This is a genomic window from Rhodococcus globerulus, assembly GCF_019334125.1.
Lineage (GTDB): Bacteria > Actinomycetota > Actinomycetes > Mycobacteriales > Mycobacteriaceae > Rhodococcus_F > Rhodococcus_F globerula.
In genome coordinates this window covers 1,408,893-1,428,204 of sequence record NZ_CP079698.1, presented here as the reverse complement: position 1 = coordinate 1,428,204, position 19,312 = coordinate 1,408,893, and the positions used below count along the sequence as shown (strand labels likewise).

Annotated in this window: 17 protein-coding genes; 7 read left to right on the top strand and 10 right to left on the bottom strand. The window is 62.2% G+C overall.

Annotated elements, in window-relative coordinates:
• Nucleotides 1-13: 13 nt before the first annotated feature.
• Entirely contained in the window at nucleotides 14-535 is a 522-nt protein-coding gene (locus tag KYT97_RS06330) for a TetR/AcrR family transcriptional regulator (protein WP_033230979.1), read from the bottom strand.
• Between the two features lie 141 nt (nucleotides 536-676).
• On the opposite strand from KYT97_RS06330, the gene KYT97_RS06325 reads away from it, so the two are divergent.
• The gene (locus KYT97_RS06325; RefSeq protein WP_033230978.1) at nucleotides 677-2,221 is read left to right on the top strand and encodes an MFS transporter; all 1,545 of its coding nucleotides are present in this window, start codon (nucleotides 677-679) and stop codon (nucleotides 2,219-2,221) included.
• Between the two features lie 26 nt (nucleotides 2,222-2,247).
• Here the strand turns inward: KYT97_RS06325 and treZ are convergent, their stop codons facing one another.
• Entirely contained in the window at nucleotides 2,248-3,969 is a 1,722-nt protein-coding gene (gene treZ / locus KYT97_RS06320; RefSeq protein WP_219111940.1) for a malto-oligosyltrehalose trehalohydrolase, read from the bottom strand.
• Between the two features lie 86 nt (nucleotides 3,970-4,055).
• On the bottom strand, nucleotides 4,056-6,047 hold the full coding sequence (locus KYT97_RS06315) for an MFS transporter (protein ID WP_033231434.1): 1,992 nt from the start codon (nucleotides 6,045-6,047) through the stop codon (nucleotides 4,056-4,058).
• A 174-nt stretch (nucleotides 6,048-6,221) separates the two neighbouring features.
• On the opposite strand from KYT97_RS06315, the gene KYT97_RS06310 reads away from it, so the two are divergent.
• The 3 genes from KYT97_RS06310 to KYT97_RS06300 all read left to right on the top strand — a co-directional run bounded on the left by KYT97_RS06310 (nucleotide 6,222) and on the right by KYT97_RS06300 (nucleotide 7,528).
• Nucleotides 6,222-6,410 (top strand): DUF1918 domain-containing protein, encoded by a 189-nt coding sequence (locus KYT97_RS06310; protein ID WP_141484451.1) that lies wholly within the window; start codon nucleotides 6,222-6,224, stop codon nucleotides 6,408-6,410.
• Nucleotides 6,411-6,488: 78 nt separating this feature from the next.
• Complete coding sequence (locus KYT97_RS06305) at nucleotides 6,489-7,118, top strand: TetR/AcrR family transcriptional regulator (RefSeq protein WP_033230976.1); 630 nt, start codon at nucleotides 6,489-6,491, stop codon at nucleotides 7,116-7,118.
• A 56-nt stretch (nucleotides 7,119-7,174) separates the two neighbouring features.
• Complete coding sequence (locus tag KYT97_RS06300) at nucleotides 7,175-7,528, top strand: PLD nuclease N-terminal domain-containing protein (RefSeq protein WP_141484450.1); 354 nt, start codon at nucleotides 7,175-7,177, stop codon at nucleotides 7,526-7,528.
• A 34-nt stretch (nucleotides 7,529-7,562) separates the two neighbouring features.
• Here KYT97_RS06300 and KYT97_RS06295 read toward each other — a convergent pair whose 3' ends face one another.
• Entirely contained in the window at nucleotides 7,563-8,156 is a 594-nt protein-coding gene (locus KYT97_RS06295) for a TetR/AcrR family transcriptional regulator (RefSeq protein WP_141484449.1), read from the bottom strand.
• A 55-nt stretch (nucleotides 8,157-8,211) separates the two neighbouring features.
• On the opposite strand from KYT97_RS06295, the gene KYT97_RS06290 reads away from it, so the two are divergent.
• On the top strand, nucleotides 8,212-8,631 hold the full coding sequence (locus tag KYT97_RS06290; RefSeq protein WP_239654798.1) for a PaaI family thioesterase: 420 nt from the start codon (nucleotides 8,212-8,214) through the stop codon (nucleotides 8,629-8,631).
• Between the two features lie 16 nt (nucleotides 8,632-8,647).
• On the opposite strand, the gene KYT97_RS06285 is transcribed toward KYT97_RS06290, so the two are convergent.
• The 5 genes from KYT97_RS06285 to KYT97_RS06265 form a co-directional block, all read right to left on the bottom strand.
• A complete protein-coding gene (locus KYT97_RS06285) occupies nucleotides 8,648-9,577 on the bottom strand; it encodes an NADP-dependent oxidoreductase (protein ID WP_045070263.1) in 930 nt (309 codons plus the stop codon).
• Nucleotides 9,578-9,656: 79 nt separating this feature from the next.
• The gene (locus KYT97_RS06280) at nucleotides 9,657-10,469 is read right to left on the bottom strand and encodes a mycofactocin-coupled SDR family oxidoreductase (protein WP_092800635.1); all 813 of its coding nucleotides are present in this window, start codon (nucleotides 10,467-10,469) and stop codon (nucleotides 9,657-9,659) included.
• A gap of 110 nt (nucleotides 10,470-10,579) precedes the next feature.
• A complete protein-coding gene (treY, locus tag KYT97_RS06275) occupies nucleotides 10,580-12,934 on the bottom strand; it encodes a malto-oligosyltrehalose synthase (RefSeq protein WP_045070258.1) in 2,355 nt (784 codons plus the stop codon).
• Nucleotides 12,935-12,944: 10 nt separating this feature from the next.
• Nucleotides 12,945-15,299, bottom strand: a complete 2,355-nt coding sequence (glgX, locus tag KYT97_RS06270) for a glycogen debranching protein GlgX (protein ID WP_219111939.1) — start codon at nucleotides 15,297-15,299, stop codon at nucleotides 12,945-12,947.
• A 61-nt stretch (nucleotides 15,300-15,360) separates the two neighbouring features.
• Nucleotides 15,361-16,647: an adenosylmethionine--8-amino-7-oxononanoate transaminase gene (locus KYT97_RS06265; RefSeq protein ID WP_095886489.1), complete on the bottom strand. Its 1,287-nt coding sequence runs from the start codon at nucleotides 16,645-16,647 to the stop codon at nucleotides 15,361-15,363.
• Nucleotides 16,648-16,685: 38 nt separating this feature from the next.
• Between KYT97_RS06265 and KYT97_RS06260 the strand changes: the two genes are divergently transcribed.
• Together KYT97_RS06260 and bioD are read left to right on the top strand one after the other, a co-directional pair.
• Nucleotides 16,686-17,831, top strand: a complete 1,146-nt coding sequence (locus KYT97_RS06260; RefSeq protein ID WP_033230969.1) for an 8-amino-7-oxononanoate synthase — start codon at nucleotides 16,686-16,688, stop codon at nucleotides 17,829-17,831.
• A complete protein-coding gene (gene bioD / locus KYT97_RS06255; RefSeq protein ID WP_033230968.1) occupies nucleotides 17,828-18,544 on the top strand; it encodes a dethiobiotin synthase in 717 nt (238 codons plus the stop codon). Before KYT97_RS06260 ends, bioD begins: the two co-directional genes overlap by 4 nt.
• Here the strand turns inward: bioD and KYT97_RS06250 are convergent.
• A complete protein-coding gene (locus KYT97_RS06250; protein WP_033230967.1) occupies nucleotides 18,500-19,306 on the bottom strand; it encodes a FadR/GntR family transcriptional regulator in 807 nt (268 codons plus the stop codon). The two genes, bioD and KYT97_RS06250, sit on opposite strands and share 45 nt — an antisense overlap.
• Nucleotides 19,307-19,312: the final 6 nt, after the last annotated feature.

The window sequence follows — 19,312 nt, the reverse complement described above, 5'->3', positions numbered from 1 at the left end:
ATGCGCCGGGTGGTCAGGGCAGTAGACGCTCGACCACCTGGCGATGGAGTTCGGGATCGGGCTGGGGGAGTCCGAGCATTGCGGCGAGGTAGAGGCCATCGCCAACGAGGCGGATGATTTCCGCTTGAACGGGATCGGAGATCTCGGCTTGCAGTCCCTGATCCCAGCTGCGCATCACGTCGGTGACGGCCTTCTGGATTTCGTCGTGCTGTCCGTCGACAGTGCGTAGTGCAGCGATGATCGATCGGAAAAGTGATAGTTCTTCGTGTTCGGTCGCTTCCGGGATCTGGAGGTAGAACTCGCTTGCCGAGGTTCCGCCGGCAACAGCATCCGCAAGTTGCTGATCGGAGCGTTCGCCGAGTCTGCGAACCATGGCCGCGAGGAGAGCTTCCTTACTCGGGAAGTGGTAGAGAAGCCCGCCCTTGGACACTCCTGCTTGTGCTGCGACTGCCTCGAGGGTGACCTGTGCGACCCCGTTGACCAGCAGTAACTTCTCCAGTGCGTCGAGAATGCGATCGCGTGTGCCTTCAGCCATGTGATGAAACTGTACCGGGAAATAACTTTACCGCCCAGACGGTTGACTGTTAGTGTTGTCATCACTGTACCGGCTGGACGGTTCAGTGAAATTCTGTTCAGTGAATGCGTAGTCGACTCACGGAAAGTTGCGAGAAGAGCCATGTCAGTGTCGGCAGATCACACGTCTGCAATCAATCCCGAGGACGTTCGGGCAACAAAACGTGACTGGGCAGGACTGGTGGTCCTGGCCTTTGCCGTGTTGCTCATCGCGGTGGACGGCACAGTGCTCGATCTTGCGCTCCCGTTCATCAGCGCGGACCTCGAACCGAGCAGCACACAGTTGCTGTGGATCATCGACGTCTATTCGTTCATCCTTGCCGGTCTCCTGATCACGATGGGTACACTCGGCGACCGCATCGGACGGCGAAAGCTGTTGCTGATCGGTGCTTTCGGCTTTGGTCTGGCTTCGGTCGTCGCGGCCGTTTCCACAAGTCCGGAGATGCTGATCGGTGCCCGCGTGCTGCAGGGTATTTCCGGTGCGACGCTCATGCCCGCGACGCTCGGTCTGATCCGCACCATTTTCGTCAACCCGCGCCAGCGCACCGAAGCCATCGGCATCTGGGGCGCGATGGCCGGCGGTGGTACGGCAGCCGGACCACTGATCGGTGGGTGGATGCTCGAGCATTTCTGGTGGGGCTCGGTGTTCCTGATCAACATTCCGGTCATGATCGCACTTCTCGCGCTCGGCCCGATTCTGATCCCGGAGTCCAAGGATCCCAACCCGGGTCGATTCGACCTGGTCAGCGCCGCATTGTCGATGGCCACGATGCTTCCGCTGGTTTACGCGGTCAAGGAATCCGTGGTGCACGGTATCGATCTGACGATGCTGGGAATTGCCGCGTTCGGTCTTGCCGCGGGTGTTGCGTTCGTCCGTCGTCAGCGCAGTCTGAAGGATCCGATGCTGGATCTGAAACTGTTCTCCAACCCGTCGTTCACCACGGCGGTTCTGACGAACCTCCTCTCGATCTTCGCGCTGGCCGGTGTGCTGTTCTTCGGCTCGCAGTACCTGCAGTTGGTCCTCGGCAACGGTGCGTTCGACGCAGGTCTGCTCATGCTGCCCGGCATGTTGCTCAGTGCTTTCACTGCCGTCGCCGCAGCCTGGCTGGTTCGACGTTGGACAGTGACGCAGGTGCTCAGTGCCGGTCTCATTGTCGCTGGTATCGGCGCGGCGATGCTGCTGGCACTCGGTGTCGACAGCGGGCCACTGGCATTCGTTGCGGGCTTCGGACTGGTTGGCGCGGGTGTCGGTGTTGCACTGACGCTCACCTCCGACCTGGTGGTCAGTTCTGTTGAGCCGGAGCGAGCCGGTGCAGCCTCGGCAGTGTCGGAAACTGCGTACGAGCTGGGTATTGCACTCGGTGTCGCGATCCTCGGCAGTGTGGTCATGGCGATTTTCCGTAAGGGAATCGACACGTCCATGCTCGACGCGGATCAGGCGCATGCGGCGCAGGGCACACTCGGCGGCGCCATTCAGGAAGCCGCTCACCTGCCTGGCGACGCGGGCTCGGTGCTGGTCGATTCCGCGAAGTCGGCCTTTGTCGACGGTATGCATGTGGCGACCGGTGCGACAGCGCTCGTACTGTTCATCTGTGCGGCGCTGGTTCTGCGGATGCTGCGGAGTACACCAGAGAACGCGAAGCGTTAACGCATGAAACAGCAGAACGCGAAGCGTTAGTTCTCCAGCACGACAAACGAATATCCAGGTACCACTGTTGCGGACGCGGTCTCGTCCTGTGTCGGTCGATCCCACCAGAGAATGGGGGTTCCACCGGCCGGGACGTGGGCCGCGTCCGGTCCAAGATTGCAGGCAATCTGTAAGGTGCCGCGGCGCAGCGTTATCCACCGCTTGTCCTCGTCGTAGTCGACATGAAGGTGCCCGAGCCACGGGTCGGTGAGGTCACTTCGGCTCTCGCGCAACGCAATCAGATCGCGGTAGCACGCCAGGATTCGAGTGTGTGGCAGCTCGGTAAGTTCGTCCCAGTTCAGTTTCGATCGCAGGAAGGTCTGGGGGTCTTGCGGATCCGGGATATCGTCGGTGTTCCAACCGTGGGCCGCGAACTCCGCTTTGCGTCCCTTGGCGGTGGCCTCGCCCAGTTCGGGCTCCGGATGCGAGGTGAAGAACTGGAAAGGCGTTGATGCACCCCATTCTTCGCCCATGAACAGCATCGGCGTGTAAGGGGAGAGCAACACGAGCGCGGCCTTGACGGCCAGCTGTCCTGGCGTCAGGTAGGCGCTCGGACGGTCTCCGAGTGCACGGTTTCCGATTTGATCGTGCGTGCACGTGTAGGCCAGCAGCGCACTTGCCGGCTGATGCGTGATGTCGATGGGGCGGCCGTGGACCCGTCCGCGGAATGACGAGTACGTGCCCGCGTGAAAGAAACCGAGGCGCAACGTGTTCGCGAGTGTTTCCAGTGAACCGAAATCCGCGTAATAGCCCTGACGCTCACCGGAGACTGCCGTGTGGATTGCATGGTGAATGTCGTCGTCCCACTGTGCGCTGAGGCCGAAACCTCCCGCCGCCCGCGCGGTGATCAGGGTGGCGTCGTTGAGGTCGCTTTCGGCGATCAGTGTCAGCGGCCGGCCGAGATGGGTGGACAGCGTTTCGGTACGGACGGCAAGTTCCTCGAGGATGTGGGTGCCGGTGTGATCGACCAGCGCGTGGACGGCGTCGAGGCGGAGGCCGTCGATATGGAATTCACGCATCCAGCGCAGTGCGTTCTCGATGATGTACTCGCGTACTTCACCGGACTGCGGACCACCGATATTGATGGTGCGCCCCCATGTGTTGGCTCCGTCGGTGAGGTACGGGCCAAAGCGTTCGAGATAGTTGCCCGACGGGCCGAGGTGGTTGTAGACCACGTCCAGGAGAACGCCCAGTCCGCGCTGATGTGCTGCATTCACCAAGCGCTGCAACCCATCCGGGCCGCCGTACGCCTCGTGGACGGTGTACCAGAGCACGCCGTCGTAACCCCAGTTGTGAGTTCCGTTGAAGCCGTTCACCGGCATGATCTCCAGGAACCCGATTCCCAGATTCACCAGGTGATCGAGGTGCTCGATCGCGGCGTCGAATGTCCCCTCGGGAGTGAAGGTTCCGATGTGAAGTTCGTAGACCGACGAGCCTGCGAGTTGACGCCCTGTCCAGGCGCTATCGGACCACGCAGCGTGGTCGAGGGTATGCAGTTGTGAGCGTTGGTGAACCCCGTCGGGTTGGCGCGGGGATCGCGGATCGGGAAGGGTTGCCCCTTCGACGACAAAGCCGTAGCGAGCATTCTCGGTGCAATCGACAGCGGCGCGCCACCAACCATCGGAATCCCGTGTCATCGCGTGAACTACGCCGTCGACGTCGACCTGTACTGATTCCGGAGTGGGCGCCCAGACCTCGAATGTGTGCACGGCATCAGCATGCCTGGTTTTGCCCGGTTGTGCCGCGCACTCAGATTTGACTGTGCCGCGCACTCGGATTTGACTGTGCCGCGCACTCAGACGCGACTCGGTACCGGGACCTGTTCCAACGGCACGTCGAAGTCGACGGACGTCGATTGCGCGATCACGGCAATCTGTCTGGCTTGCGAGCCTGCTCCGTCGTCGGCGAGTGCCGTGAGGATGTACCGGCCAGACGAGGGGAGCGCGATTCCGTACCGTCCGGCGTGGTCGGTGAGGGTGGAGGCCACAAATTCGCCAGTCGGTTTGGTCAGCGTGATCACGGTTCCGGAGGTCAGTAGGCCGGCAATGGTGACCTGTCCGGAGATGGTCAGTCGTTCGCCCAACATCACGGTATGTGTTGATTCCGCATTATCGAAGCGTATGACCTGCGACGTCGGAGACCATCCGTCAGCACTGGTCACCACGAGATAGCGCCCCGGTTCGGGCAATGCCAGTGAGAAGACTCCCTCGTTGTCGGCGCGACTCCAGTCCACGGGCGACCCGGCCATGTCCATGACGGTGACGACGGCTTGCTTGACCGGGCGCTTGTCGGCACGAATCACACGCCCTGCCACGACGATGTCGTTGTCGGTGGAGGGGATTTCGAAGCCTTCGGGTGTGACGGGACGCACGGCCGATTCGGGCTTGGCGCCGTAACGCGGAATGAAGGCCGCTGCGGCCAGGGCGGCGACGGCAGCAAGGGCAGCGAGCCAGAAGATGTTCTTGAACGCGTCGAGCGACGGCAGTCCGGCGCCGGGACCGGACGGGATCACCAATGCTGTGAGCATCGCGGCAACTACGGCGCTCGACATCGAAGTGCCCACGGAGCGCAGGAGCGAGTTGAGTCCGTTCGCCGACGCGGTTTCCGTGATGGGCACCGACCGCATGATCAGCATGGGCATCGCGGAGTAGGCGATGGCCGTGCCGATGCTGACGACGGCGGCACTGATCACGATCAGCGGAATAGAACCGGTGAGGAAGACGCGGGCCACATACGCTCCGGCGAGCACCACTGCGCCGACCATCAGCGTTGTCTTGGCTCCGAATCGTTTGGTGATTTTCGCGGATACCGGTGCGAAGAAGACCATGGCGAGGCCCGCTGGGATCATGCAGATTCCGGCTGCCATTACACCGAGTTCGAAGCCGTAGCCGGAGATTTTCGGCATCTGCAGTTGCTGCGTCGTCGACAGATTGTTGGCGTACATGGAGAAACCGACCATGACTGACGCGAGGTTGGTCAGCAAGACCGGGCGTTTGGCCGAGGTCCGCAGGTCGACCATGGGTTGTGTCACGCGAAGCTCGTAAGGGAACCACAGCGCCAGAACGGTGAAGCCGAGCACGAACATCAGGATTGTCGGCTCGCTGGTCCATCCCCACCGCGCTCCCTTGGAGATGGCAAGGAGGAGTGCTGCCAGGGCAACGGACAGCATGACCGCGCCCAGGAAATCGAATTTTCCGCGGGTGCGCACGCTGGATTCGGGAATGACAAGCGCCACTGCGACTATCAGCATCACGCCGACAGCAGCGGAAAGCCAGAATATCGCTTCCCATCCGAACTGTTCGAAGATCAATCCCGATAGCGGCAGGCCTAGCGCGCTGCCGATTCCGAGGGTGGCGCTCATCAGTGCCGTGGCCGATGCGACCTTGTCCTTGGGTAGCTCGTCTCGCATGATGCTGATGCCGACAGGAATCATCGAGATGGCAAATCCCTGCAATCCGCGTCCGATGAGCAGTGTCACAAACGTGCCGCCGGCAGCCGCGATCAGCGATCCGAGGACGATCATCGCCATCGAAATCAGCATCATCCGTCGTTTTCCGAACATGTCGGCCAGGCGCGAGACGATGGGTGTCGCGATCGCGCTCGTCAGGAGCGTGATCGTGACGAGCCACGAAGCGTCGTCGGAACTGATTCCGAGAATTTTCGGGAAATCGGGGAGGAGCGGAATGACCATCGTCTGCTGTAGGGCGACCACAGTTCCGGAGAGGCAGAGGATTCCGGTGATGAGTCCGCTGGAACGGCGGGCGGCAGGTGCCGAGTGCAGAGCCAAGGTGGGTGCCTTCCTTGACGAGGTGAATGTACGTTCACCATAGAGTGAACCACTGTTTACCTCGCTGACGCCACGTAATCCGGTGTGGATTTTGTCACCGCGCCGCATCGGGGTTATTCGACGACGCGGTGGGGAACCCGAATTCGGAGTACTCGTCTCGAGGGAGGAATTCACATGCATGCCCAGGTAGGTGATCGTCTACATGTGCAGGGCCGAGTGGTGGGTCAGCCCGAGACGTCGGCCGAGGTGATCGAGGTGCACGGCGAGAACGGCGCTCCGCCGTATCTAGTGCGCTATGACGACGGACATGAAGTTCTGGTGTTCCCGGGCAGTGACGGTTGGATCGATCATCCGAAAACATAGATCATGACCTGCAATTATTTTATCTGCATCCGCACTGCATTCAATGCAGCTGATGGAAAGGGTCGCTAGAGTTCTTCTGTGATCGAGAAGCGGCACTATCAGTCGAAGGTTCGCGGCGATGCAGCCCGGCGCACGCGTGAATTGATCCGAGATGCCGGAGCTGCGCTCTTTGTCGACAAGGGCTACGTCAGCGCGACGGCCAAGGATATCGCCGACGCCGCGGGTGTCGCCCCTCGCACTGTCTTCACCGCATTTCCCGGGGGCAAGCTCGAGATCTTCGAGGCAGCATTCAGTCATGCGCTCGAAGCGGAGTCGGGCGACGACAGTGCGCCCGTGCGCCGTGACCACTCTGATCCCGACGACGTTCGGAGGTTGGTTGCGCAGATCGTGGAACAGAGCGTCGGTCTGCTCGAACGGGCCGGTCCACTCATGATGACGGCGGTCCAGTCGTCGGGCGCCGACGCCGATATGCGTCGACTGGCCGCGGAATCTTCGGAACAGTCCTTTGCCAATGCCACGTCGATCGCGGAAGGTCTTTCCGAACACGGACTGTTGCGCAATGACATTTCGGTGGACAAGGCGTCGGGCGTTCTCGCTGCCCTGGTCTCGCCGCACGTGCACCAGCAACTGCGGTCGATCGGAGGCTGGAATGTCAACGATTACCGCGAGTGGCTCGAATTCGCGATTCGGACGAACCTAATGTACTAATCGGTCTGTTTTAGCTAGCATGGCGGGAGTTTTTCGAATCTGGGAGGAAATCCAGCGTGCCTTACGCCTTGTTCGGACTCATCACGATGCTGTTGTGGATTTTCTGCATCGTGGACGCCATCACTCGCGACGACGCGTACATCCAGCACCTACCCAAGGTGGTCTGGATTCTGGTGATCATCTTCCTGCCGACGCTCGGGTCGGTGCTGTGGCTGATCGTCGGGCGCGGACATAACGCACCGGCGGGGTACGTCGGATCTACCGGGTACGGCGAATACGAGCGTCCCGGGCGGGCAGTTGCTGCCGATCCGGCCGCGGACGAGGAATTCCTCCGACAGTGCCGTGCCCGCGCCGAGGAGCAGCGACGAATCGCGAAGCAGCAGCGTGACGGCGACGCCGGCCGGATATGAGCTACCGATAGCGCGCTCGTCTCCGGTGTTTCGCTCAGGGCACGTCCGCCGCGGCGATCGCGCCATCGAACAGGTCTGCCACCTCGCCGAGGGAGTCGAGAATCGGCTGCCCTGATTGTTCGACACGGGCCCGTACCAGTGAACCCTCGAGTGCCGATACAGCCAGTACCGCAAGCCGTTCCGCTCGAGTGTGTGCGACACCCGAGGCAATCAACGAGTCACTCAGTATCGATGACCACTGTCGGTAGACGGCCTGTCCGGCGGCGGTGACGCTCTCTGAATCGGGGGCAAGTTCCAACAGCACCGTCGTGACCGGTGAGCCTTCGTGGAAGTCTGAATCGCTCACCCATCCGACGAGTAACCGGGAGTACTCGCGCAGCAGCGACCCGGCGTCCGGGTGGTTGTCGGCGAGTTCGGTGAGAGTGTTGGCCACCAACTGCCCGCCGACGCGGACGACCTCCGTGCCGATCTGCTCTTTGCCGTCGGGGAAGTAGTGGTAGAGCGAACCTTTCGGGGCTCCGCTCGACTTGAGGATCTCGTTGAGCCCGGTTGCCGCGTACCCCTGGCGTCGAAACAGATCGGCCGCTGCTCGAACTAGTGCTTCGCGGTGTTTCGGGGGAGTCGCCACGAGTTGGAGCTTAAACACCCCGGCGATCCACCACAATCTATGTAGACTGGTCTACATGAAGAATTCCGAGATGCTCGAGCAGTTGCGGGCGGTCAACGCGTCGGCAGCTTTCAACCGGTGGGCCGGATTCGAGGTCGCGGAGGCTGAACCGGGTCGCGTGAGTCTGCGACTCGAGTGGCGTGAGGATCTTGGGCAGTACGCCGGACATCTGCACGCTGCACTGGTTGCGGGGCTTATCGACACCGCGTGCGGATTTGCTGCTTTCACGCAAGTGGGCGTAGTGGCGGCGTCCAACTGCGCGGTCAATTTCGTGAGTCCAGGGGTCGGAACTGCGTTTGTCGCCACGGCACGCTCGGTCAAGACCGGGCGCAAGCAGGTATTCGTCACCGCCGAGGTTCATGCCGAACGCGAAGGCGAATCCGTGCTCGTCGCGTTCGGCACCACCCTGTTGGTTCCACTCGCCGCTCAGGCTTAGGGAACCTCGGGCAACCTCAGGGAATGAGGATGAACTTCCCGGCGGGATGGGAACTCTGCAACTCGGTGTGAGCGAGTGCGACGTCTGCGAGCGGGAAGGTCTTGGCGATCTTCACGGTGAGGTGTCCGGACCCGGCTTGTTCGACCAGTTCGGAGCGAGCCTTCAAACGTGCTTCGGCACTTGCCGGATTGCCTCCGCCGACAGACGCGAAGCCGTCGGTCTGCGCGCGTCCGAACGCGACGATGGTGACGATACGGCCCTTGTCGGCGACCAATGCCAAAGATGTATCGACGGCTTCGTCAGTTCCGGCGGTGTCGAAAGCGGCGTCGACACCGTTCGGTGCGAGTTCACGAACGCGGGCTTCGAGGCCGTCGCCGTAGAGCACCGGCGTGGCGCCGAGCGAGCGCACGTAGTCCTGATTCGATGCTCCCGCAGTGCCGATCACGGTGGCACCGCGTGCTGCGGCGAGCTGAACCGCAATAGCGCCGACGCCGCCGGACGCGCCGTGGATGAGGACGGTGTCCCCGGAGCCGACTCGTATGGTGTCGAGGGCGTCGACTGCAGTTCCGCCGACGAGAAGGAGTCCGGCCGCCTGCTCCCAACTGATCGAAGAAGGTTTTGGCGTGACGGACGACGAGGGAACCACAACCTGTTCGGAGTACAGGCCACTTCCCGGGCTGACGATCACTTCGTCGCCGACGGCAACTGTCGTGACATCGGGGCCGATCGCTGACACAACTCCGGCAGCCTCACCACCGAGATGTATCGGCAGTTTGCTCGGATCGGTTCCCCACGCACCGCTGTAGAGCTTGTAGTCGAAGGGATTGACGCCGATTGCTTTGACGTCGACGCGTACTTCTCCGCGCGCCGGCGGCGGAACCTCCACGTCGATCAGCTTCAGAACATCGGGGCTTCCGTATTTCTGCGCTATCACTGTTTTGGTCATGTGTGGCGCAACGGGCCTCGGTGGAACGATATTCCCGAGACCCGCTGCACATTCATTGATTTTGTTCGGTGTGACTCGATCAGCGAAGCAAGGTTCCCAGGTCGAGCGGCATGGCAATTCCGGTGATGTGGTGCGCTTCGTCCGATCCCAGGAATGCGACCGCTGCGGCGATGTCTTCCGGCTGGCTGACCGGATCGGGCAGGGTCTGCATGAAGATCGGTCCGAGTGTGTGAGCGTGTTCCGCGATGAGGGGTTGCATATCCGTCATCTGCATCCCGGTGGCCACACCGTGTGGGTGGATGGTGTTGACTCGAATGTTGTACTGCCCCAACTCCGACGCCATGGTCTTCGCGAGACCGGTGATGCCGTGTTTGCTGGCGACGTAGTGGCCGAGAAACGGAAGCCCGCGCAGGCCGGCCACGGAACTGGTGAAGATGATCGAGCCGCCGGTGCCCTGCTTGATCAGGTGCGGGATTGCGGCTTTCGCGGTGTAGAAGACGCCGGTGAGGTTGACGTCGAGCGTTTCCTTCCACTGCTCGGGCGTGATCTCCCAGGACATGTTCGCGGAACAGATTCCGGCATTGGCAACTACGACGTCGAGGCGGCCGAGTTCGGCGATACCGGAGTCGAGTGCGGCCGAGAGCGCGTCGAAGTCGCGGACATCGGTCTTGGTGGCGACGATTCGGCGGTCGAGTGCCTTGACCAGTTCGACGGTCTCGGCCAAGTCGTCTTCGGTTGCTCCGGTATACGAGGTGGAATCGAATTGGACGCACGCGTCGACGGCGATGATGTCGGCGCCTTCCTCGGCGAGCCGAACTGCTTCGGCGCGGCCCTGACCGCGAGCGGCTCCCGTGATGAATGCGACCTTGCCGGTGTAGCGACCTGTGGACATAGTGTGCAACCTCTCGATGGTCCTGTAGTGCTGGTACCAAGAAAGTTAGCGTGGGAAAGTGTGTTGCAGGACACGTAACCCGCTCACCGGAATACACGGGCAGGCCCGGTTCACGGTGATTCGGTCTCGCGAATCAGTAGAGCAGTAGGACCGCCGCGGAAAATATCGCCGGCACGAGACGACTCGATGACGTTGCCGGTTGCATTGTCGGTCCAGCGGCCCTCCGGTAGCCCGATCACCGTGTCACCCCAGCCGTGATCTGCGAGGACCATCGAATGCCGGGTAGCTAGTGCAACGACGGCGGCCTTCCCACCTCGAGGACCGCGCGAGAATCCGACGACGTGCCCTGAGCTCTCACCGGATGCCAGAACCGGGAGATAGGTGCCGCCGACAAACCAAGAGGGGTACTCGCGTCGCAATGTCAGCGCGGTGCGAACTACATGGAGTTTTGCTGCGCCGGTCGCGTCGACGGAGGTTTCGGTGCTGTCAATCAGCCCGCGACGGACATCGAAGTCGATCAATCGACGGTTGTCCGGGTCCACCAGCGAATCTTCCCAGAGTTCGGTGCCCTGGTAGATGTCCGGGATTCCCGGTCCGCAGATCTGAAGTAGTTTCTGTCCCAACGAGTCAGACCAGGCATGTCGGGCGATGCGGGAGACAAGTTGTGTGATCGATGCGGCGACCGGGCCGTCGATGACGTTGTCGATCCAGGTGTGGACTGCCGTCTCGAATGACGAATCCGGAGAATTCCACGAGGTCGCGAGCGCGGCCTCGCGAATTGCCTTCTCGGCGTATGCGTGCAGACGTGAGCGGAAGTCGGGGGCAGCCTCACCCACCGGCCACACGCCGACGATGTTCTGCCAGAGGAACAATCCTGTCATCGGTTCGGGGCTGGGTTCCACCTCTTCCCAGTCTTGCACCAGCCTCGACCACACTTCCGGCATCTGCGACAGGACGTTGATCCGGGCGCGAACGTCTTCGCCGCGTTTGGTGTCGTGGGTGGACAGGGAGGTCATCGCTGCGGGCCACAGTCGAGCCCGATCGGAATTGGCGAGGTGGAACTCGGCAACTGAAATGGAGAACGCGGCCGGATTGCCCCCGACTTCTTGCCGCGAGATCAATCGCGCAGTCCGATAGAACAACCGGTCCTCGACGGATTTTGCCATCACTGCGCCGCACACCTGCTGGAAGCGGACCGCCGCCTCGCCGCCGCCGGACAATGCCTGCGCCAGGGCGTTGAAGGCTTCTTCGTGGCCAGGAGCAAGTTCGTGGATTCCGCCGACAATCCGAGCCGTCAGACCGGCAAGGGGGCTGTAGTCGGAGCGGTACACCGGCATTCGTGCGATGACAACCACAACTGCGTCATTGAGCGCCTTGTCGCTGCATCGGGTTCCGGTTTCGCTGCGAATAGCCCGCACCAGGCGACGGATTTCAGGGGCGAGTTCACCGCGCGCCGTCTCACGTTTGAACTGACGTTCTGTGTGATGTAGCCAGGTGCTGTCGCCGTCGTTGCCGGTCAAGGCGCCGGACAGTTCGGAAAGCTCGTGCTCGCCGCTGGGATCGACAAATACTCCGCCCAGTTGGTTCAGAGCGTCGTACCCGGTGGTGCCGTCGACGGGAAGTAATGGATCGAGTGGTTCGCTGTGCCCGAGAATCTTCTCGATCACGATCCACTGATCCGGTCCCAGCAACGATCGAAGGCGTTCGAGGTATTCCACCGGATCGGCAAGTCCGTCGGGATGATCGATCCGAACCCCGTCGATCAGGCCCTCGTCGACCCACGATTTCAGTTCACGGTGGCAGAGTTCGAAAACCCGCGGATCTTCTTGGCGCAATGCCGCGAGTTCGTTGACGGCAAAAAATCTCCGGTAAGTGATGATTCCGGCGTCCCACGGAACAAGCCGGTACGACTGACGGGCGTGGATTTCCTGAGCCGATCCCGTGCCTGTTCCCGGGGCGATGGGGAACCGATGTTCGTAGAATGCGAGAAGCGGTGTCGCGGTGGCGTGATCGACGGTGAGGGAGTCGAGATCAGCGGGCTTTCCCAACACCGGGAGAGCTAGCTTTCCGTCCGCCCCGTTGTCCTTGTCCCAGTCGATGTCGAAGAAGTCTGCGTACGTAGATGCCCGCCCGTACGTGAGAACATCCCACCACCAAGCATTTTCGTGGGGTTTGGCCACTCCGACGTGATTGGGCACCAAATCGACGATCAGTCCCATGCCGCGTTCTCGGCACACGCCCGACAGCTTCACCAGTGCCTCTCGGCCACCGAGACCCTCAGCGACGGTGGTGGGGTCGGTGACGTCGTACCCGTGGGTCGATCCGGACGTCGCCGTCAGGACGGGGGAGAGGTAGAGATGTGAAACTCCCAGAGTGTCAAGGTAATCGACGATACCGGCCGCGTCGTGGAGCGTGAACGCGTCTGGTCGCAGTTGCAGGCGGTACGTGCTGGTGATCGGCGTCATCGTTGTCTCCTCAGGCCGTTCTGCGAAGGACCATCAATGCACGAGCGCGGACGCCCAGAACCGTTCCGGCTTCAATCACCACATCGCTTTCGCCGGTGGGCATCGAGGTGTCGAGTACCACCGTCCACTCCGCCGCATAGTCGGCATTGGGAGTGGAGAATTCCATGTCTTCGTAATGGGCGTTGAAACACAACAGGAATGAATCGCCCACTACGCGCTCGCCGCGGTAGTTCGGCTCGGGGATAGCTTCGCCGTTGAGGAACACGGCTAACGATTTACCGAAACCGCTGTCCCAATCCGCCGGTGTCATTTCCTCGCCGGCGGGAGTGAGCCACGCGATGTCACGGCTCTGATCACCACTGCGGATGGGCCGACCCTCGAAGAACCGTCGACGCCGGAACACGGGGTTCTTGGCGCGCAACGCGATAGCGCGTTTGGTGAACTCGACGAGGTCGGCGTTGGTCTCCGCCAGTGACCAGTCCATCCAGGACAGTTCGGAGTCCTGACAGTAGACGTTGTTGTTACCCAGCTGAGTTCGGCCCATTTCGTCGCCGTGTGCGAGCATCGGGGTGCCCTGACTCAGCATCAGCGTGGCAAGAATGTTGCGACTCTGGCGTGCGCGGAGTTCGAGGATCTCGGGGTCGTCGGTGGGGCCTTCGACGCCACAGTTCCAGGACCGATTATGTGATTCGCCGTCATTGTTGTTCTCGCCGTTGGCTTCGTTGTGCTTCTCGTTGTACGAGACGAGGTCGTGGAGAGTGAAACCGTCGTGAGCGATGACAAAATTGATGCTGGCGCCGGGACGCCGACCGGTGGCCTCGTACAGATCGGACGATCCGGTGAGCCTGGACGCGAATTCGCCGAGTGTTGCCGGTTCGCCGCGCCAGTAGTCACGAACCGTGTCGCGGTATTTGCCGTTCCATTCGGTCCACAGTCCGGGGAAGTTGCCGACCTGGTAGCCGCCTTCTCCGATGTCCCACGGCTCGGCAATCAGCTTGACCTGACTGACAACCGGATCTTGTTGCACCAGATCGAAGAACGCGGACAGTCGGTCGACGTCGTGCAGTTCGCGGGCCAGTGTGGACGCGAGGTCGAAACGGAATCCGTCGACGTGCATTTCGGTGACCCAGTAACGCAGCGAGTCCATGATGAGTTGCAACGTGTGCGGATGACGGGCATTGAGGCTGTTTCCGGTGCCGGTGTAGTCCATGTAGTGCGCTTCGTCGCCGTCGACCAGGCGGTAGTAGGCGGCGTTGTCGATTCCGCGGAAGCTGATGGTCGGCCCCATGTGGTTTCCCTCGGCAGTGTGGTTGTAGACCACGTCGAGGATCACCTCGATACCCGCCTGGTGGAAGCTGCGCACCATGGCCTTGAATTCCGCCACGGCCGCATCGGGTTTGGCGGCCGAGGAGTAGTCGGTGTGTGGAGCGAGAAAGCCGAAGGTGTTGTAACCCCAGTAGTTTCGCAGTCCCTGATCGAGCAGCACCTGATCGTGCATGAATTGGTGCACCGGCATCAGTTCGATGGCGGTGACTCCGAGGTTGGTCAGGTGGTCGATGATCACCGGATGTGCCAGTCCGGCATAGGTTCCGCGCAGCTCCTCCGGAATTCCGGGATGCGCGGCGGTCATGCCCTTGACGTGCGCCTCGTAGATCACGGTTTCGTGGTACGGGCGCCCGGGTGAGCGGTCCGACGCCCAGTCGAAGAATGGGTTGATCACTACGGTAGACATCGTGTGACCGAGCGAATCATGCTGCGGGAAAGAGATAGTCGAGGGTTCGTCGACCAACTCGTCGTCTTCGATTGCGGTGTCGCCGGTATCGACGGTGTCGTCTTCGGGTGTTTCTTCGGCCTGGGTTGCTTCGGCAACTGTTTCGTCGATGCCTGTTTCTTCGCCGGTAGGTTCTTCGGCAGCAGTTTCCTCGAGTTCGCCGGTGTCAGGAATCGTGTTGTCGTCGTTCGCTTCAGCCATGTCGGCCGCATCGATGTCGTAGGAGAACAGCGAACGATCACCGTCGAAGTCGCCGGCAAAGGCCTTGCCGTACGGGTCGAGCAACAATTTGCTGGGGTCACAGCGCAGTCCGGCAGATGGATCGTACGGACCGTGCACCCGGTAACCGTAGCGCTGACCGGGGGATACCGAGGGCAGGTAGGCGTGCCAGACGTATCCGTCCACTTCGTCCATCCGGATTCGGGTTTCGGTTCCGTCCTTGGCGATCAGGCAGAGTTCGACGGCGTCGGCAACTTCGGAGAACAGGGAGAAGTTGGTCCCTGCGCCGTCGTACGTCGCGCCCAGAGGATATGCGCTGCCCGGCCACACGGCGATCGGTGTGCTGGCAGGTTTGTCTGTCGGCGACTGCTCCATGAACGAACCCTATCGCCCACGTCGGACACCCTCCTGTCGGACCGCTTTCCCTGCAACCTCGTCAGGCCTGGCTGCGGGCGACTTCGAGCATTGCGGCTGTGATCTGTTCCACCTCGTGGGCGGAGCAGAGATACGGCGGCATCGTGTACACGAGGTTGCGGAACGGGCGCAGCCACACACCTGATCTGACCGCGGCATCGGTGGCGCTGCGCATGTCGACCGGACGGTCGAGTTCGAGAACTCCGATACCGCCGAGAACTCGGATGTCCTTCACGCCTCGGATCGACTGTGCGTCCGCGAGTCCTCGATCGAGTCCCTCGGTCAGTCTCGTCACGTCGCGTCGCCAGTCCATCGCCAGCAGGAGTTCGGTGGACGCGACTGCGATTGCGCAGGCCAGTGGATTGCCCATGAACGTCGGCCCGTGCATCAGGCCGCCGCCCTCGCCTGCGGTGATGGCCTCGGCCATGTCGGTGGTGCACAAAGTGGCTGCCAGGCTCAAATATCCACCGGTCAGAGCTTTGCCGACGCACATGACGTCTGGGCTGACGCCGACGTGATCGGCGGCAAACAGTTCACCGGTTCGGCCGAAACCGGTCGCGATTTCGTCGAAGACCAGAAGGACGTTGTACTTGTCGCAGAGCGCTCGAAGGTCGACGAGGTAGGCGGGGTCGTGGAATCGCATACCGCCTGCGCCCTGAACAACAGGCTCGACAATGACCGCAGCCAGTTCGTGCTGATGCGCCGCGAGCAATCCGTCGAGATGCCGGACGTACTCGGGGTGATACTCGGTTGGCGGTGCGTCCGCAAAAACCTGAGCGCGGAGAACGTCGGTCCAGAGGGAGTGCATGCCGCCGTCGGGGTCACAGACGCTCATCGGGGTGAACGTATCGCCGTGGTATCCACCGCGCCACGTCATCAGGCGATTCTTCGACGGTTTTCCGAGACTGCGCCAGTACTGCAGACACATCTTGACGGCAACTTCGACGGCGACGGAACCGGAGTCCGAGAGAAAGACCTTCTCGAGCCCCGCCGGGGTGATATCCACGAGGAGTTTTGCGAGTGTGGCCGCGGGTTCATGGGTGAGTCCGCCGAACATGACGTGACTCATCTTGCCGAGTTGGGATACCGCGGCGGCGTCGAGAACCGGATTGCGGTAGCCGTGGATCGCAGCCCACCACGAACTCATGCCGTCGACGAGTTGGGTGCCGTCCGACAACGTCAAGGTGGCGCCATGTGCGCTGTCGACGACCAGTGGTTCGGTTGTTGCCGGAAACGCTCCGTACGGATGCCAGAGGTGCGCGGCGTCGATCGCGGAGACGGTGGCTGATTCCTGTCCGAGTGTGTGCACACCTGCACCATAGCGACATGCTTGAACGGCGTTCAAGTATGGTCGGAAATGTGACTACCTCGTTGAACTGGCTCACTGCCGTCGAAACGGAACGCCGCGCCGCCGGATTGCGCCGTGATGTGCGCCCGCGAACTGCCGACTCGCCGCTGATCGACCTCGCGTCCAATGACTACCTCGGATTGGTGCGCCATCCCGAGGTGATTGCCGGCGCCATGGCCGCACTGGAGAAGTGGGGTGCCGGGGCCACGGGTTCGCGACTCGTGACGGGAACCACGACCGAACACGAATTACTCGAACTCGAGCTCGCAGAGTTTGTCGGGTCCGATTCCGCCTTGGTCTTCTCGTCGGGCTACACCGCCAATCTCGGTGCGGTCACGGCATTGTCAGGGCCGGGGTCGTTGATCATTTCCGACGCCGGTTCGCATGCGTCGTTGGTCGACGCGTGTCGTCTCTCGCGGGCGAGGGTGGTGGTTGCTCCGCATTCCGACATCGACTTCGTCGCGGCGCAGCTCGAGTCACGAACCGAGGAGCGCGCCCTGGTGGTCACCGATTCGGTGTTCAGCGCCGACGGCGATCTGGCCCCGCTTCGCGCGTTGCACGGCATCTGCCGCGAAAACGGCGCGTTGTTGCTGGTCGACGAGGCCCACGGTATCGGTGTCCGGGGGAGCGGTGGGCGCGGTCTGGTGCACGAAGTCGGTCTTGCCGGTGAACCGGACGTAGTGGTGACTGCAACGTTGTCCAAGTCCCTCGCAAGTCAGGGTGGGGTTGTCTTGGGGCACAGTAAGGTTCGCGCACATTTGATCGATTCGGCACGAACGTTCATCTTCGACACGGGGCTGGCGCCCGCAGCAGTGGGTGCGGCACGGGCAGCGCTGACGGTTCTTCGTCGGGAGCCGTCGCGCGCGAAGGACGTATTGGATCGTGCGTCGGAGCTGGCCGCGATCACCGGCGTCGGAACGCCTGAATCTGCCGTCGTGTCAGTTGTTCTCGGTGATCCGCAACGGGCGTACGACGCGGCCGCCGAGTGTCGTCGGCAGGGGTTGCACGTCGGTTGTTTCCGGCCGCCGTCGGTTCCCGAAGGAACGTCGCGTCTGCGACTCACCGCTCGCGCTTCCCTGTCGCGAGCCGAGATGGACCAGATCGGTCAGATTCTCGGAAATGTCCTGGCGGAGGCCGCGGTATGAGCATTCTCGTGGTGACGGGGACGTCGACGGACGTCGGAAAGACCGTGGTGACGGCGGCATTGGCGTCGTTGGCGCTGCAGTCTGGGCGCTCGGTTGCTGTCCTCAAGCCGGCGCAGACCGGCGTCGGACTCGGTGAACCCGGGGATCTGGCCGAGATCGATCGTCTGACCGGCGGCGGCGTCACGCTGGCCGAATTGGCGCGGTATCCCGATCCGTTGGCGCCCGACACCGCCGCTCGGCGCAGCGGCCTTCCGATGCTCACGATGGGCGCGGTACTGGCCTGCGCGCGAGAGTTGGATGCCGCTCACGACCTGACGCTGATCGAAGGTGCCGGCGGAGTCCTGGTTCGCCTGGGTGCAGGCAACTTCACGGTGCGCGATGTCGCAGCGGAACTGGGGGCGCCTGCCGTCCTCGTTGCCGCTGCCGGGTTGGGAACGCTCAACCACTGCGCGCTCAGTGTGGAAGCGTTGGCACACAGGGATGTTCGGTGCTCCGGTCTGGTGATCGGGTCGTGGCCGGACGAACCAGGGCTGGCTGAGCAGTGCAACCGCGACGATCTTGTGTCGGTGACCGGTGTTCCGCTGCTCGGATCGCTGCCTGCTGGTAGCGGTTCATTGGAGTCGCGGGAGTTCGCTCGCGTTGCGTCGAGCGAACTTGGGTCAAGTTGTCTAGGTGAGTCGCGATCGCCTGTTGGAGTGGATTGCTTGCCGTGACATGGCAACCGAGGCATTGACGACGGTCTCACCGAAGCGCTCGAGAACAAGTGACTGGGTAGCCGCGAGGTGAACGCGCGCCAGGCGCTCCGCTTCGGCTGATCGTCCGGCTGCGATTTCTTCGACTATGCGGCGATGCGTGCGAACCGCTTCCTCCGCTTCGCCCTCTGACGGATACTCCCCACGAACGGTGAGTGCCTCCGCCCAGGCTTCTTCCTGCGCGGACCACAGGGCAACATAGCTACTCACCGCATAGCGAATGGTGGCATTCGGGGTGAAGGACACGACAAGATCGTGAAACTCGCGCGCCGCGTGAGTGAAGGCGACGCCGTCGCCGATCTTTCGCGCAGATGCGTCGATGGACGCGGTCAGTGCCGGTACTACGACGCGGTTGCGGTCCGCCCGCTTCGCACATTCGGATGCGCAGAGGGGTTCCAGCATCTGGAGGCCGGATGCGAGGTCGCGCAACGTGACTCGCGCGGCTTGAAGGGAGAGACCAAGGTGGTAGGCGGCCGAAACTTCGTCGGGGCGATGCACGTCGGCGCCGCCGACATTGCCGCGCCGTACCGTCACCAATCCCTCGGTCTCGAGTATGCGCAGTGCTTCCCGGATGGACGGGTAGCTGACACCGAAGTCTTTGACCAGCTGTTCCTGGGTGGCGAGTCGGTAGTTGTCGTCGGCGAGGATGTGGTCGCGAAGTTCGTCGGCAACTGTTTCTGCAATGCGGCGCTGCGGGACGCGGCCGCGCCCGCCGGTATTCACACGGGC